This is a genomic window from Pseudoalteromonas sp. MM17-2, assembly GCF_022347945.1.
GTDB lineage: Bacteria > Pseudomonadota > Gammaproteobacteria > Enterobacterales > Alteromonadaceae > Pseudoalteromonas > Pseudoalteromonas ruthenica.
This window is the reverse complement of record NZ_JAKRFV010000020.1, coordinates 44,933-60,236: the sequence shown is the minus strand read 5'-3', so window position 1 is coordinate 60,236 and position 15,304 is coordinate 44,933. Positions and strand designations below refer to the sequence as shown.

The following is a 15,304-nucleotide window of genomic DNA, read 5'->3' as shown; positions in this document are numbered from 1 at the left end:
CAAGGCAAGAAGTAGTGATAAAACAACCGTGTGTAAAGGAGAGTCGAACAGCATGTGCGCTTGCTCATGAGCAAACGAGCACCCACTGACAAGCAACAATCCGCTTATTATTAAGCCTTTTCTACAACCTGACCTAAACACACACTGTCATTCTAATTACTACAATCATGCTAGGTTAATTCAAGCTGTTGATTGAGTAAAGCATTATGCGTGTTCCAAGGCTTGTTGCGATTGTTTAACCCCGTCACTGAGCCATTCCATGCGAGCCCGCGAAGGAGAAAAAAGCTGCTGCATATAGTGTTGTACGTCTTCCAAGGAGATAGCATCAAGGGTCGTTAATAAGTTACTTTGCAGGCTAAAATCGACGCCCGGGTTACTAATTGCTAACCAGAAGCGTTGTGAACGCAAGCGCAGGTTTTTGTCCTTTTCGGCAATCTGCCGGTAGAGGCTGTGCTTGGCTTGTTGCCAGTGCGGCTCATCAATTTCAGCAAAGTCCTGCACATACTGCTTAATAAAGGCGCGGTGATGAGAAAGTAACGTGTGCGCATCGACATTGGGTGATTGCACGTAAAATGCCAGCCCAGCGCGAGAATTAAACGGTGCATAGCCTGCACCGACCAAATAACCTAATTGCTGCTGTGTACGCAGTTGATGAAAATAGGGCTGATTAATCAGGTGGTTAACAACCATCATTAATACTTTTTCTTTTATATCTGCGGTCTCTGCTTGGTAGTAAATGACCATGGCATTGTCACTGCACTGCAGTTTTAGGTGATGAGTGTCGACTTGCGTAATTTCATTCAGTGGGCGGCTAATGCTGTCGATACTCGTGCGGGTACGTAAATGAGATTGCACCAAACGTAAGAAATCGTAGGCATCGGCTGGGCGCCAGTTACCATGTAAAAACGCCTCTACATGCACGGATTCGAAAAACGCTTGGCGGAACTGTTTAAATTGCATGTAGCTGGTGCTTTTAAGTGCCTGAGCAAGCTCCGTCGGGGTGGGATTCCAAGGCATAATCTGCGCGCCGATTCGGCTGAAAATCTCACTGACAGGCTTATTTTGGTTACTGCTTTGCCAGTGGCGCACTAGCTGCTTTTTGTACTCAGCAAAGCGTTTCGTGCAAATATCCGCATGAAACAGCGCTTGCAATAGGCCTTGCACCAGTTCTAGTTGGCTTGATGACAAGCCGGCGGTGTGTAAAGTCAGCCCACCTTGATGCGATGAAATATGGTAATTCAGCCCAGCCAACTCAGCAGGGTAAAATTGCTCTGCCACACAATCAATAAACAAATCGGCAAATAAACGAGTCAGCGCCATGTGCTGCACGTCTTTGACCGCCAGCTCTGAGTCCAAAGCGAGATAAAAGTGACCCTTAGCAACTCGGTAGGTCGCATCTTGCTTAAACCAGAAATTAAGCCCTGGATGAGTGGCGAGCTTTTGTGGTTTATTGCCTGGCGCCACTAATTCATGAAGCACGCAAGGACGCTGTAGATAGGGGTTTGTGCTTGGCATAGACATGGTATTGAGTGGCGTATCAATACTCTCCAGCGCGGTTAACCAATCTTTATCGAGTGCGTTGATGCGGTACGGCGTGTTATACCACTTTGTATAGCGACTCGGCTCGACGCCGGGGTGGATTAGCACCAGACGCATATTCTGGGGATTCAGCCATTGCAGTACCTCAGCAAATTGCTGGCTATCAAAGCCAGTCATCAGGTAGTCACCGTACAAGTAATGCTCACTGGGGTAGTGGTGCATATTCACGCTGATACCGCTGACCCAATCGAGTAAGCGAACTCGCTCTTGGTTATCAAAGGCAATTTGCAACAACGTTTGCTTGTCACGATACAGCGGCGACAGCTTATCGTCGTGACATTTTATCAGCGCAATATAGGCGAACACCGTTTCAACGATGTCTTGGTAATACTCAATGCCCTCATCGGTGAGTGCGAGGCTGATATTAAAATCTTTAAAGTTACTGCCATTAATGCCTCCACCTGCGGATAACGCATTGATCCATCCTTGATTTTTTAGCAGTGAGTGCAAGGAGCCCGGGCCTTCGTAGCCTAGTAAGTGAGCCAAAAAGCTCACCGTTTTGTGTTTATAAAAAGCATCAATGCTGGGCATAGCAAAACTAATTATGAGCTTTTGTAAGTGCTTATGCGGCTCAATATGCAGCTCAACCCCCAAGTCCTGCTCTCGGTATAATGGCTCGGTGATCGCAGGTTTAGGTTGCTGGGTGCCAGTGATGGGGGTGAATAGCTCCAGAGCCCATTGCTTGAGCTCAGACAAAGAGTGAGGGCCGCTCAACACCAATGTCATCCACTGGGCTTGATAATGTTGCTTAAAGAAAGCCTGCAAATCATCGCGAATAGCGTTTTGCTCATCACTTAATGTGTTGCTGTTGCCCACAGAGAACTTGGCAAAAGGGTGTTTTGGATTCACCGTTTCTTTGTGCGCCTGGTATATGCGTCGGCCATCGTCCTTTATTTTAAGTTTAAACTCGGCGTCAATGGCGTTACGTTCTTTATCGACCTCTTCGGCGTTAAACAACGGTGCATAAAAAAGCTGGCTGAAGCGTGTCAACGCTTGGTGATAGTGCTCGTTGGCGACATCAAAGTAGTAGCAACTGTGCTCGGTGCCAGTCCAAGCGTTACTGCTGCCACCATGATGACTGATAAAATCGTGGAATTCTCCAGAGGCAGGGAAATCTTTGGTGCCGAGAAATAACATGTGCTCTGTGAAATGCGCTAATCCTTGTCGGTGCCAAGGATCATCAAAGTGCCCGGTATTCACCGTCAGTGCCGCAGCGGCTTTTTGGCTGTCTTGATCCTCGACCAACAACACCCTAAGACCATTGGGCAGTGTCAGCGGTTGGTAGAGTCTGTTATCATTGCGGCTGATATTCAAACAATGCTCCTGAAACTAGAGAAGTTGCAAGACGTTCAGGGCCAGCTGTTACGGCTTGGTGCCTACCCGAATATCGATGGTTAAGCTAGACTATAGCGAACATGCAACCAAGATGGCTAGCTTTTAGGTTAAAACTTTTTTGCTAATTAGTTGATTTCTTTGCAATGAAAACCATTTTAATCATGCGCCATGGGGAAGCTCAAGCGCTACAAGCGCAGGATCACTTGCGCGAACTGACTCAAAGAGGTCGGCAACAAGCTGATCATGTAGGCCAATGGTTAGCACAAAGGTTTAATCCACAAGGCTTATTAGTAAGCCCTTATGTGCGCGCTCAGCAGACTGCCGAGTGTGTCAAAGAACATTGCCGAGGTTTCACCTTGGAGCAAACGTGCGATGACATTATTCCCAGCGCTAACGCGAAAACCGCCGTTGACTACTTACAAGCACTCACCGAAGTTCATACTGAAATAGACACCTGGTTAGTGGTGGCACACATGCCAATCGTCAGTTACATGGTGGCGGAGTTCTGCCCTGAGCAAATGCCCATTTTCGCAACCTGTGGGGTGGCTCATATTGACTATGATCCGGCCACCATGAGAGCGCGCTGGCAGGCGTTATATAGCCCTAACTAGAGCTTAACCGCCAGCAATTTTAACCTTGAAGCCCTGAGCTTCAAGCAAACCTTTGAGCTTGTCGCGATCGTCGCCCTGAATCTCAATCACTCCCTCTTTAACGGCGCCGCCTTGGCCCATTTTTGATTTCAGGGTTTTTGCCAGCTTTTTCATATCATGCTCGCTCGGATCAATGCCCACAACGAGCATGACACCTTTACCTTTGCGTCCTTTGGTTTGACGCTCAATACGCAGTGCACCGTCTTTAAAAAGCTTAACATCCGGCTGTTCAGTTTGTTTTTCAGGTCGAATGCGGCCAGAGTCGGTAGAGTAAACCAAGTTATTATCGCTCATGGGTTGCTCCAATTAATAAACATAAAGTGTCATCCTAACATATTTTGGTGTTGTCATTGCGAAATGGCTGGCAAGGTTTATATTTTAAACAGGTAGATTATCAGTGGCTTAGGAGCGGGTATGAGTTTACAACAGCATTATGTTGAGGAAAAACAAAAACTAGTGATAGTGATAAAGGAAAAGTTTGACTTTAATCTTGTGCAAGATTTTCGTACAGCCTATGCAGACGTGCATGCCGACACTAAGCACGTGGAAGTTGACCTGCGAGAAACCAGTTATATGGATAGCTCAGCGTTGGGTATGTTGCTCAATATGCATAAAGCTCTGAAGGGGCAGGTAGAGGGCATTACCATCAGCCATGCAAACCCGCAGTTAAAAAAGATTCTCCAAATTTCGCGTTTCGATAAGAAATTTACCATTGACTGAAAAGTACATTTCCTTTCCTTCACATGGGCTTAGCGAAGACTTGCCCTTAGTGCTCATTGTTGATGATGAGTCCATGAACCGGCGTATTCTGCGAGCGATGCTGCAGCGTGACAACTATCGCGTCATCGAAGCTGAAAATGGCATTCAGGCGCTAGCGCAATGTCAGGCTCACGATGTTGATGTGGTACTGCTGGATATTCTTATGCCCGAAATGGATGGCTATGAAACGGCAGCGGAGCTTAAACGCACCAATACACGAGTTTATACCCCCATTATTTTTATTACCGCTTTGGAAGATAACCCCTCATTGGCAAGATGTTTGGACGTAGGTGGTGACGACTTTATGCCCAAACCGTTCGATTTACAGATACTGCGAGCCAAGTTACATGCGCATCTGCGTATTCGCCATTTAGTCAGCGAGTCAAATAAGCAAACGGACGCGTTGACCTATTATCAAAATCAAACCGAACGCGAACACGAACTAGTCGAGCATATTTTCAATAATGCCCTGCAACATAAGGATAAACCCAAGGGGGTCGACTCACACTTGTCGCCCGCTTCTATGTTTAATGGCGACGTGTTTCTCAATGCCTTGGGGCCAAATGGCTCGCAATATTATCTATTAGGCGATTTCACTGGGCATGGGTTAGCCGCTGCCACCGGGGCGCTGCCAGTGGCGCGTATTTTCTACACTATGGTGGAAAAAAACTTGGCCGTAGGAGATATAGCCAGAGAGTTAAATGCCGCTTTATACGATTTGTTGCCGGCGCATATGTTTTGCGCTGCAACTATTTTCGAAATTAGTGCCAATGCACAAAGTGCGACGTTTTGGATGGGCGGCTTGCCTGATGGTTACCTTATTGATCATTCGGGCTACATGCTTAGTCAGCTCGAATCAAAACACATGGCATTGGGTATTTTGGATGATGAGGAGTTTGAGCGTGATGTGCGCCATGTCACGCTTAATGAATATAGTCGTATTGTGGTTTACACCGATGGCATCATTGAGGCCGAAAATGCGCAACAGCACCAATTTGGCTACAGCGGTTTGCTACGCACCTTGGCGTCGCAAGCGATGATCCGTACTGACAACATCATTGCCGCTGTGCATTATTTTACCGGTAATGAAGATCAACAAGACGATTACAGCGTGGTTATTATCGACCCACAACCTCAAGCGCCATTACAACCCATTAATCACACCATAAGTCCGCTCCCCATTGAGCTTGAGGTCGTGTTAAGTGCCGAGGAGTTAAAAACGGTGGACCCAGTGGCGCAATTGATGGACCTAGTTGGTCACTTGCCTGGGCTGAACACCCACAAATCGACACTGTTTATATTGTTATCAGAGGCCTATAACAACGCTTTAGAGCACGGTATTTTAGGGTTAGACTCTGCTTTGAAGGCCGATGACGACGGCTTTTTACAATACTACAGTGAGCGTGAACAACGCCTAAGCGAACTCACCGAAGGTGAGATATGCCTGCGTGTTTGTTATCAGCCACAGCAACGAACATTGCTTTTAAGCGTTAAAGACTCGGGAGCTGGTTTTTCCCTCGAGCCCGCAGCAGGTAGCCAACTCCAGCAAAGCTATGGCCGTGGTATTGAGCTACTTAAAGAGCTGGCTGAAGATGTGGAATACAATCAAGCGGGAAATGAAATACGCATTCGCTACCATATCGACTAACCCTCTCATATTGCCTCCGAACCCTATTTTTGCCCTTAAATGACTGGCTTAGTGTCGAAGTGACGGTTTTGTATTGCACGGTAATAAAAAGGTGTGCTAGCATCCGGCTAAATGTTTAGATGTTTGGATGGCTAAATGCTTTTAAGCTACTTAGAAAATGCACAACTTAGCGCTGAGCCCAAGTTAGTGGCGAATAAACAACAGGCGCTACAGCAATACCTTAACAATGCGAGTGCCGATGTTCGTTGGCAATATCAAATTCCGGAGTTGGGCGAGGGTGGGGCGTGTAGTTTATTTGGTCATCTGCAAGAGCAGCCCTTCAATTTACGCGAACATTTGCCCTCAAGCAGTGAAGCAAAGTTGAGAAAGCTTCAAGCGATTGTCGATTTTGTTGTTCAAGAAAGTGGCGTAGACTGGTTTGGTATTTATCAAAGTCAACATATTGAAGGTCAGCCACAGCTACTTAAGCTCGCTTATTACGGCGCACCTAGTCGCCCTCTTTTTCCTATTAACCCTGACTTTGCAACAACCAGCAATAATGTGCAGGTTACGCTCAGCGGGGTTGCTCGGGTGATAAATGATGTGGAAGACTATGTTGCCAACGGTGGCGAATACTATACATGTGACCCCAAAGTGAAAGCAGAAAGCTGCTTGCCGCTTTATGACGAGACAGGTAAAGTAGTGGGCATTATTGATGCTGAAGCATTTACCGACGAGTTTTTTACCCCTGATCAGGTTGCGTTGCTAATAGCTGCGTGTTTAGAGATTAGCGAGCACTTACCAACCAGCCGTCAGGACTAACCTAACCTGAGATAATAAAGAGAGTTCCATGTTCTCACAATTAAAACCTTTACCGACAGATCCAATTCTTGGGCTTATGGCTGCGTTTAAAGCCGACACCAATGACAAAAAAATTGACCTAGGTGTTGGAGTATACAAAGACGAACAAGGGCAAACCCCTGTATTGAAGGCCGTCAAAAAGGCTGAAGAGTTTCGTCTCGCCAATGAAACCACTAAGTCATATATTGGGCTGGCCGGTAATTTGGAATATTGTCAGAAAATGGAGCAACTGCTACTTGGCGATGCTCACCCGGCTTTGCTAGCGGATCGTGTGCGTACAGCTCAGGCTCCAGGTGGCACAGGTTCGTTACGGGTGGCGGCAGAGTTCATTAAGCGTTGTAATGAGCAAGCCACGGTGTGGGTGACTACGCCAACATGGGCCAACCACATCAGCCTATTCGAAGCGGCTGGCCTGAATGTGAAAGAGTACCCTTACTATGACTATGATAACAAAGGTTTGTTATTTGATGACATGGTGAACACGCTCAGCCAAGTGCCTGCGGGTGATGTGGTGCTGTTACATGCATGTTGCCACAACCCAAGCGGCATGGACTTGAACTTTGCGCAGTGGCAAAAAGTAGCTGAGATCGCTAAAGTTCAAGGCTTTACAGTACTGGTTGATATCGCCTATCAAGGTTTTGGTACGAGTTTGGATGAGGATGCTGCGGGTTTACGCCATTTGGCCTCGCAGGTAGATGAGCTAATCATTTGTTCGTCATGTTCGAAAAATTTCGGCTTATACCGTGAGCGTATTGGTGCCTGTTCAGTGATCTCAAAAGATCAAGCCACTGCCGATATTGCTAATTCAGTGATGCTCAGTGTGGTACGCAGTATTTATTCGATGCCGCCGGCACACGGTGCAGATATTGTTAATACTATTCTTAGTAGCGACGAGCTAACTGCGATGTGGCACCAAGAGCTTGATGACATGCGCTCTCGTATCAATGGTTTGCGTTCATTGCTTAAGGATAAGTTAAACGACAAATGCGAAGGCATGGACTTCTCATTTATTGAACGCCAGCACGGTATGTTCTCTTTCCTAGGGATTAACAAAGAACAGATCGAACGCCTACAAAAAGAGTATTCAATCTACATCGTCGGTTCTAGCCGTGTAAACGTGGCAGGGGTAAGCAAAGATAATATCAATTACTTTGCCGATGCCGTTGCAGCGGTTACTAAGTAACGCGAATGATAAAAAAAGCCAGCAATGCTGGCTTTTTTTATGTCTAAGAAATAGCTTTACGCCTCTTTGGCTTTGAGCTCAGTAACATTTTCCTTATCACTTGGCTCTTTGCTGGCTTTTTTTGTGGCCTTTGCTGCAGGCTTAGTACCTTTAAGTACATGCATAAAGTCGTCTTTTTGTTTTGCTATTTCCAACGACAGGCTTTCTACTTGTTGCTCACTTAAGGGAACATCAACGCCGCCTAATAACTCTTCTAAGCTTTCGGCAATATCGAGCATCTTATCATAGGCATCGGCTTCTTTTTTGCTAGTAAAGGTCATGCGCTCGACTCCGTCTCGTTCTACAACGTATTTAGTTACAACAGCCATGGCTTCTCCTCAAGGGTACTGTTTTTTTATACAGTAAGGGTAGTGGTTGGCGATTCGCCCGTCAAGGGTTTTAATCATTCCTTTTAAAGGGTTAAGCATTTTTACCACAAAAAAGCACGACTTTATCGTTAGTTTTATTTGACACATCTCAGTAATTATTCTTTATTTACTATTGAAGTAACACGGATTTTTACTTTAACTTCTAAGGAGAGAAGCATGAAGCTACTAACCGCACTCTACACCGCCTGTGCGCTTGTACTTACCCCAGCAGTGGTCGCTGCTGAGGCACCTCAACAAGCGAGTGAGCAGGTAACTCCAGCCAAACTTGATATTAACCAAGCATCCCAAGAACAGCTGCAATCGCTGCCGGGAATTGGCCCCACTAAAGCAGCCGCCATCATCGAATATCGTCAGGTGCAAGGCAATTTTCGTAGTGTTGATGAGCTAGACGCTGTGCCAGGTATTGGTGCAAGTACGTTGGCGCAAATTCGGGAATTGGTGAAGGTAAGATAGTGGCAAAGTATTGCTGATAAACCAAAGGGCAACGTTTAGTTGCCCTTTTTATGTGCGGCGATGGCTTCATCAAGGTGAAACAGCGCGAATGCATGGCGCACTGGGAGCACAATAATAGGATAGGCGATGCCGGCTAAGAGCAGCCATGGCAACATGTGCCAGCCTTCAAAGCGCACCAGCAGCAGAAATAGTGGGGTGATCAGCAGCAGTTTAATAATATTGAGCATGACTCGGCGCTGCGCTGATAGCCTGTTTAATGAATCCGCCACTATAGCGAGTCGCTCATTGTGACTGAGCGACTTGAGTTTCGGAATTTGACTGGGAAGAAAGTAAATCATGAAGCCTTAGGTTTATAAAAAAAGCTGCTTAAGGTAACGATAATTGCAACGCCTGCCATCACCGCAAAGATCACTTGCATCCAACCAGGCATTGATAACCCCATAAATTGCCAATCAATGTTGCCACAATCACCGGTAGCAGCAAAAAAGCTCGGCAGCCACTCGTGTAAAGGCATAAAGCTTGGGAAGTTAGGTTCAAACTCGCATACGAAGGCAAACGGGTCTGTGGTGGTTTGCATCATGATATGTTCTTTGGCGAGCAAGAAACCCCAAATACTGGCAACCAGCCAACTCGCTAGCGCCACTAGGCGTAAATACATATTTTGTGGATTAATACAGCCTAGTAAGGCCGCAAAGAGCACACCCAAGACTGCTGTACGCTGATAAATGCACATAATGCATGGCGCTAAGTCCATGGCATATTGGAAATACAAAGCAGTTGCTTCGAATACGGTGGCAATCACCGCTAACAGTACCCAAGGCGCACGTTGGTGCGATAGCTTACCTAACCAGCTCATAGTTAACTCACGTCGTTGTTGATGGGCTGATTATGCCACGCCCTTGGCTCTATGCAAGCGTATTAACGGCCTTAAAGGTAAGCTCAGTGGCGTGCCTAAGCACTTAATTTAGCGCCATTTGTGTACAGGCTAGCGTTGTTAAGTGAACAAAAAAGCGAATGAATCATTTAAAGCGGTAGGCTGGTTTTCATTTGGGTTTGTGAACCAGTGAAAATGAATAAAAAAATTATATATTGAATTGCTCGAAGAGCTATACGCAGTGCGGAGCTAATGCCGATATTGAACGAATCAAAGTCTCGGCTTTTGACTAAATAAGTCCTTAATCTCTGGAAAGTACTTATAGGAGAGCATAGTATTCTCAGAATCAATTAGTGTTATATTCGATTTGCAAGTGAATGTAATAAGGAGGTTGTATGCGGGGGATTATATCTAGGTGAGCATGAATAGAATCGCAACGTTAGTTGAGTCACTTCGAAAAGCTTATCCGGAAATAGAATCTTGTAAATTCGAACTAATGTTTTCTTTCCCTACTGAAGAGGCGGCCAAAGAATACTTCAGAAAAATCTATCACTGGGAACATCATGATGGGATGATTAAATATCAACTTAACGGTGAATGTTTCTTGGGCTTTAAGACTGAAATAGAATTAAATGCCAACTATGTTAAACACCTAACGGGCTGTTATGTAGATTTGGCATCAGAAACCCAAGGTAGCCTTCACCGTTGGAAGCTATGGATTTGAGCCTTAATAAGAACGAGCATCAAATGGAAATCAAAGTAAGGAAAACTAAAACAACTGACAGTGGCACATTGTGTATGCTGTGGCAGTTTTACCAATATCACCAAAGTTCATTTGATCAAGAGGATGTAGGTACTGACGGGCGCTTTGATATTGATGAACAATACCTCAATTCCGTTGTTTGCGGTGAACAAGAGTGTGCCGCTTATCTAATTTTTGTTTCTGACCAGGTTGCAGGCTTTGCCACTGTTGAGACGACCGAGATTCGGGGTAAAGAAATGCCGGAATTGGCTGATATATTTATCCTCCCTAAATATCGAAAGCAAGGTGTCGGGAAATTTGTCGTTCAACACTTGATGCAAGCTGTGAGCGAACAATGGCATGTAGCAGTTTATATAAACGACAGCTTGGCGTTGAAGTTTTGGAGTAACTTGTTTACTCAATTAAATGTGGCTCTTGTTGAGAAAGTGGAGCCTGCTGAAACAGAAGGCTTTCACGAGTTTGTCATTACAAACGCCTAACAGAATAAATACGTTAACGACGTTGTAAGCTTGGCTGACACTCGCTTCTCGTTCAAGCTTAACACGGCTCGTATCATGGAGCAGAACACACAAGGAAAGTTATGATTAGAACTATCTTGATAATATCGTGGGCTTTTTTTGCCAACGTTTCTATTGCTAAAGAAATTAAAGATATATCTGAGCTCACAAAGCGTTTGGACGATGGTGTACAGCAAATTTTAGAAAAGCACAAAGCTCCCGGCGTTGCTCTGGCATTCGTTAATGGAAGTAGAGTTGTGGGCTTTCGTTCCTATGGTTTTGCTGACGTTGCGGCTAAAACTGAAATTACTCAAAGGAATTCGTTCAATGTAGGCTCTATTTCTAAGCTGGTTACTGCTTGGGGAGCAATGCAATTAGTCGCTCAAGGCAAAGTAGATCTCGATACACCAATTAATCAATATCTTAAACGCTGGCAAATTCCCCAATCTGATTTTGATGTAAAAAAAGTCACACTAAGAAATATTCTGTCTCACACTTCCGGCCTATCTTTGGGACCTTATACAGGGTGGGAGTCTCGCGAAAAGTTATCCTCTATTGTCGACTCACTAAATGGTAATAGCAACGGCGCTGGACCCGTTGAACTTATCCATGCGCCAAATACAAAATGGTCTTATTCCGGTGGTGGATATTCAGTGGTACAACTGTTAATTGAAGATGTATCCGGCATGACATTTGAAGCTTATATGCAGAAAAATGTATTCGAACCTCTGAATATGAAGGATTCAACGTTCAATATTACTGAGATAGTAATGAGTAAGTCGGCAACACCTTATGATGATACCGGTAAAGTCACGGGTATGGTGTACTTCAATGAACAAGCAGCGGCGGGCTTACAAACAACGGCTGTAGATTTAGCTCGCTGCAATATGGCAGTTTTGCGTAATAGCGATGGACATTATAATGGTTCAATTTTGTTGCCAGAAAAGCTCATAGATCTAATGATTAAGCCAGCTCCAAATACTAACGGGCGCTGGAGCATGAGCTATGTTGTGGACACAGAAAACAACAGTCTCGGATTTGCTGGATTTAATCGAGGTTGGGTCTCTCTATCACGTTCTGTCACAGACCTAAATTTTGGTTACGTGATATTAAATAATAGTAGTATCGGTGCTGTGAACAATGAAATTGATAGCCTCATACTTTCTACCGTAAAACAAGAGCACAATTAAATTACATAAAAAACACTTTCAGTGGATAGGCTGCGGTGCCTGCGTGTTATGTGTCGAGGAAGTGGACACTACCATACGGGGCAGTATACCTTGCAAGCTCTCGCTAATAAGTTGTTAGGCTTCTTGGAGGGAGCTACAAATGGTAAGGCAAATAGCTTGGGCATCTCTACGCCCCGGAATTACTTTATTTCTTTATCTACCCGTAGCGTATGCGTTTTTTATACTTATCCAAACATCTAGCCCTCGTTTCCTGGAAACGAACTGGGAAGCTTTTGCTTGGTTGACTGTATTATTGTTAGTTATAGGCTATTTTTTCTGCGCGTTGCACGCACCAAAGAGTTTGGGAAATTGTTTATAATTAGTGTTCTTGGTGTCACTGTCTTGATGATGTATGAAGGTCAGTACTATAACGTTGGTACCCAGAGTATATCGGCAAATGCCTTGTATGTGGCATTCCTGTACATTATTCCTGCAATTCACTTTGTCGTCCCTTCAGTATGGACGAGATCGTTGTTGTTTTTAATTCCAGTTAGTGCGCTAACTTGGTTTTTACGAGTGCCTATATACCAGCCAATTTGCTTTTCTTATGAGCTATATCTAACTAAACCAACGTTGAGTCCAGAGCAATACGACAAAGCTTTTGAATTAGTGTTTCAAAGCATCCCAACCATGTTTATTGGTGGGTCGATAGCATTTGCATTATTAATCCCGTAATGGTTTGCTTTATACGGCACTAATCTAGCTGCAACATACACAAGCCTAGCAAGTCGTTTAAGGCAGATTCGTTTTCGTTTGAATCAGCTTCAATGGTTACGGCACGGTGACCGAATTTCGGTGGTGGCGTTGCTCACTAGTAAATGCGGCGTTTTAAGTAAGCGGAGGAAACATGGAAAATCAGGGAAAGCTATTCTTTTTCTGTGGCAAAATGGGAGCAGGGAAATCAACTAAATCTAGAGTTCTGGCTGCTAAAAACAATGCTGTTTTAATTTCAGAAGACGATTGGTTATCAGCTCATTACCCTTCACAAATTCAAATATTTGACGACTACATAAAGTACTCAAACCTTATTAAGCCTTTCGTTAAAACCCATGTTCAAAATTTGCTGAATGTTGGGGTGAACGTTGTCATGGATTTTCCGGCTAACACTATTAGGCAAAGAGCTTGGTTCGTGTCTTTGTGTGGCGAAGTGCATAGCGAGCATGAGCTTTGGTATTTAGACTTAACAGATGAGCAATGCTTATCTCAAATTGCTAAACGTCGAGTTGAACAACCAAAGAGGGCTACCTTTAATACCGAAGCTGTATTTCATCATGTGACCCAGTATTTTGAAGCTCCAGTAGCAAGTGAAAACCTCAACCTGGTACACCAAGAAAAATACAGAACATAAATATTTAAGACAGATTCACAACGCTTGGCAATGTTAGTTTGGATCAGCTTTCGTGTTTAGGGCACACTGAATTAGATTGGGCAGTGGCACTGCACACCATTTAACGCGAAACTATACGGGTAGTTAAATTGAAGTCATTATTTATACTTTTAGCTTTGCTTAGTTTGCTTGCTTGTTCTGAACCTACGAAGCCTGGTACCAATTTAAGCGGGCAGCCTAGAGCCCTTTTATTGAAACGATTTGAAGCCGAAAACATTAAATACGAGCTTGCTGATGACGGCACTATCAGATGGCCGGGAGCGGATCATAAAAAGGCGCAAGGCCTTGTCCTTGAAGTGCTCAATAATTCAAAGAAATGAGCTGTAAAGCTCATTTATCAAAGGCAATAATGAATGGGTCCCTAAAGTTAGGCCGGTGCTCGTTCCTCGGTAATTTTAGCTAAGCTTAACCCGCCCATTAAACGAGCGTTAAGCGAACAAGGACATTTTAATTAGGATGAAGTTTTTAGTTTCTTTACTTTCTATTTTTTTGCTTATTGGCTGCACGACAGGCAGGTTGGAATACGTTACCCCGGAAGGCCAAACGAAGTACGGATGCGAGACTGAATACACGTGGCAACCCAGCGTAGACAAATACGCAGTAGAGTACATCCTAAGTTACTGTGCCAAGCAGGCTGCTCAACTTGGAAATACAGTCGTCAATACGAATCTGCTAAATCTAGACTTATCTATTCCTGCGCCACCGGCTGGTCAAAACTGGACTTTTGAATTGGCGAAATCAATGCATAAAAAAGAGCAACTCACAGATAAGCAATACGGTTATTTGATTGCTTATTTAGATTTAGGTCTTGACCAAGGTTGATGTTTTGACAGGCTCACATACCAAAGCGCTAAACACGTTCACTGGGACTAAGATAAGCGTTAACCGTTTTCAGTGAATACTGTCGAATCAACATGTAGTCTGCGATGTAATTTAAATAAGGCGAGCGAGTCTTCATTCTTTTGAAAACATGTAAGTGCTTTATATTAAAACAGTTGCAGCGCAGCCGCTCACATAGTCAAGGAAACGGCTCAATTGCAAGCTTTTGTCGCAAGATAAAAACGAGAAATAGCTATTTTTAATAATACTAGCAATGAGTTAACTAGTCTGTTAAAAATATATCACTCAGAAAAGTGAGTGGTAGCGTAGTAAAAAACGCGCGATTCGCTCGCTATAAATATGTTATAAGCCTAAGGGAAGTAATGGTATTTATCATCCTGTTTGGGGTAGTAGCGATTAGCTTTATTGTGTTTAGCATCCAGATGGAAGCATACAAAAAAGCTGCGCATAAAGGTACAGAAGAACGGAAAAATAGGCTAGTCGAATACCTAAGCTACCAAGATCAGTATTGGGGTATGTTGTTTGGTAACCCTAAAAATTTCCCCCTGTACCATGAAGGTTTAGACAGTCATATTAAAAGGGTACGTATTTCATTGTTCGTAGCATCAGGATCGTTTTTTGGCTTATTCATATATATCATTGTTGCAAACGGCTTATAACAAGAGGCTATGGCGTCAATAGCTCTTTTTAAGCTTTTGGCGCTTCCCACATTTACCCCATCTCTGAGCGTCGAATTTAAGATCTCACACTGTGTAACAATCTCACCTTTGCTGTGTATGATCACAAAACCGTGACTGGGCGAGTGTGCTTGTTAGTTGC

General features: G+C 44.3%; 18 protein-coding genes. 13 read left to right on the top strand and 5 right to left on the bottom strand.

The window, feature by feature from the left end:
• Positions 1-204: 204 nt before the first annotated feature.
• The gene (locus MHM93_RS15180; RefSeq protein ID WP_239449659.1) at positions 205-2,913 is read right to left on the bottom strand and encodes an insulinase family protein; all 2,709 of its coding nucleotides are present in this window, start codon (positions 2,911-2,913) and stop codon (positions 205-207) included.
• Between the two features lie 164 nt (positions 2,914-3,077).
• Here MHM93_RS15180 and sixA point away from each other — a divergent pair, with 164 nt between their 5' ends.
• The gene (sixA, locus tag MHM93_RS15175) at positions 3,078-3,545 is read left to right on the top strand and encodes a phosphohistidine phosphatase SixA (RefSeq protein ID WP_022944744.1); all 468 of its coding nucleotides are present in this window, start codon (positions 3,078-3,080) and stop codon (positions 3,543-3,545) included.
• Positions 3,546-3,548: 3 nt separating this feature from the next.
• On the opposite strand, the gene MHM93_RS15170 is transcribed toward sixA, so the two are convergent.
• Complete coding sequence (locus MHM93_RS15170) at positions 3,549-3,878, bottom strand: stress response translation initiation inhibitor YciH (protein ID WP_239449658.1); 330 nt, start codon at positions 3,876-3,878, stop codon at positions 3,549-3,551.
• A gap of 120 nt (positions 3,879-3,998) precedes the next feature.
• Between MHM93_RS15170 and MHM93_RS15165 the strand changes: the two genes are divergently transcribed.
• The 4 genes from MHM93_RS15165 (at position 3,999) to MHM93_RS15150 (ending at position 8,014) form a co-directional block, all read left to right on the top strand.
• The gene (locus MHM93_RS15165; RefSeq protein ID WP_022944742.1) at positions 3,999-4,304 is read left to right on the top strand and encodes an STAS domain-containing protein; all 306 of its coding nucleotides are present in this window, start codon (positions 3,999-4,001) and stop codon (positions 4,302-4,304) included.
• Complete coding sequence (locus MHM93_RS15160; RefSeq protein WP_275444272.1) at positions 4,297-5,991, top strand: fused response regulator/phosphatase; 1,695 nt, start codon at positions 4,297-4,299, stop codon at positions 5,989-5,991. Before MHM93_RS15165 ends, MHM93_RS15160 begins: the two co-directional genes overlap by 8 nt.
• Positions 5,992-6,126: 135 nt before the next feature.
• The gene (locus MHM93_RS15155) at positions 6,127-6,792 is read left to right on the top strand and encodes a GAF domain-containing protein (RefSeq protein WP_022944740.1); all 666 of its coding nucleotides are present in this window, start codon (positions 6,127-6,129) and stop codon (positions 6,790-6,792) included.
• Positions 6,793-6,820: 28 nt separating this feature from the next.
• Positions 6,821-8,014, top strand: coding sequence for an amino acid aminotransferase (locus tag MHM93_RS15150; protein ID WP_239449657.1), 1,194 nt, complete (start codon positions 6,821-6,823; stop codon positions 8,012-8,014).
• Positions 8,015-8,070: 56 nt separating this feature from the next.
• Here the strand turns inward: MHM93_RS15150 and MHM93_RS15145 are convergent, their stop codons facing one another.
• A complete protein-coding gene (locus MHM93_RS15145; RefSeq protein ID WP_053911165.1) occupies positions 8,071-8,382 on the bottom strand; it encodes a YebG family protein in 312 nt (103 codons plus the stop codon).
• A 216-nt stretch (positions 8,383-8,598) separates the two neighbouring features.
• Between MHM93_RS15145 and MHM93_RS15140 the strand changes: the two genes are divergently transcribed.
• Positions 8,599-8,895 (top strand): ComEA family DNA-binding protein, encoded by a 297-nt coding sequence (locus MHM93_RS15140; RefSeq protein WP_239449656.1) that lies wholly within the window; start codon positions 8,599-8,601, stop codon positions 8,893-8,895.
• Positions 8,896-8,930: 35 nt separating this feature from the next.
• On the opposite strand, the gene MHM93_RS15135 is transcribed toward MHM93_RS15140, so the two are convergent.
• Entirely contained in the window at positions 8,931-9,233 is a 303-nt protein-coding gene (locus MHM93_RS15135; protein ID WP_022945072.1) for a DUF6170 family protein, read from the bottom strand.
• On the bottom strand, positions 9,230-9,751 hold the full coding sequence (gene dsbB, locus MHM93_RS15130) for a disulfide bond formation protein DsbB (RefSeq protein WP_239449655.1): 522 nt from the start codon (positions 9,749-9,751) through the stop codon (positions 9,230-9,232). The genes MHM93_RS15135 and dsbB overlap by 4 nt, the downstream gene beginning before the upstream one ends.
• Before the next feature lie 439 nt (positions 9,752-10,190).
• On the opposite strand from dsbB, the gene MHM93_RS15125 reads away from it, so the two are divergent.
• The 7 genes from MHM93_RS15125 to MHM93_RS15095 all read left to right on the top strand — a co-directional run bounded on the left by MHM93_RS15125 (position 10,191) and on the right by MHM93_RS15095 (position 15,144).
• On the top strand, positions 10,191-10,493 hold the full coding sequence (locus tag MHM93_RS15125) for a hypothetical protein (RefSeq protein ID WP_239449654.1): 303 nt from the start codon (positions 10,191-10,193) through the stop codon (positions 10,491-10,493).
• Between the two features lie 23 nt (positions 10,494-10,516).
• Positions 10,517-11,011 (top strand): GNAT family N-acetyltransferase, encoded by a 495-nt coding sequence (locus tag MHM93_RS15120; protein ID WP_239449653.1) that lies wholly within the window; start codon positions 10,517-10,519, stop codon positions 11,009-11,011.
• Positions 11,012-11,112: 101 nt separating this feature from the next.
• The gene (locus MHM93_RS15115) at positions 11,113-12,219 is read left to right on the top strand and encodes a serine hydrolase domain-containing protein (RefSeq protein WP_239449652.1); all 1,107 of its coding nucleotides are present in this window, start codon (positions 11,113-11,115) and stop codon (positions 12,217-12,219) included.
• Positions 12,220-13,105: 886 nt separating this feature from the next.
• A complete protein-coding gene (locus tag MHM93_RS15110; RefSeq protein ID WP_239449651.1) occupies positions 13,106-13,606 on the top strand; it encodes an ATP-binding protein in 501 nt (166 codons plus the stop codon).
• A gap of 128 nt (positions 13,607-13,734) precedes the next feature.
• Complete coding sequence (locus MHM93_RS15105; protein ID WP_239449650.1) at positions 13,735-13,965, top strand: hypothetical protein; 231 nt, start codon at positions 13,735-13,737, stop codon at positions 13,963-13,965.
• A gap of 136 nt (positions 13,966-14,101) precedes the next feature.
• Positions 14,102-14,467, top strand: coding sequence for a hypothetical protein (locus MHM93_RS15100; protein WP_022945079.1), 366 nt, complete (start codon positions 14,102-14,104; stop codon positions 14,465-14,467).
• Positions 14,468-14,847: 380 nt separating this feature from the next.
• Positions 14,848-15,144 (top strand): hypothetical protein, encoded by a 297-nt coding sequence (locus MHM93_RS15095; RefSeq protein ID WP_239449649.1) that lies wholly within the window; start codon positions 14,848-14,850, stop codon positions 15,142-15,144.
• Positions 15,145-15,304 lie beyond the last annotated feature (160 nt).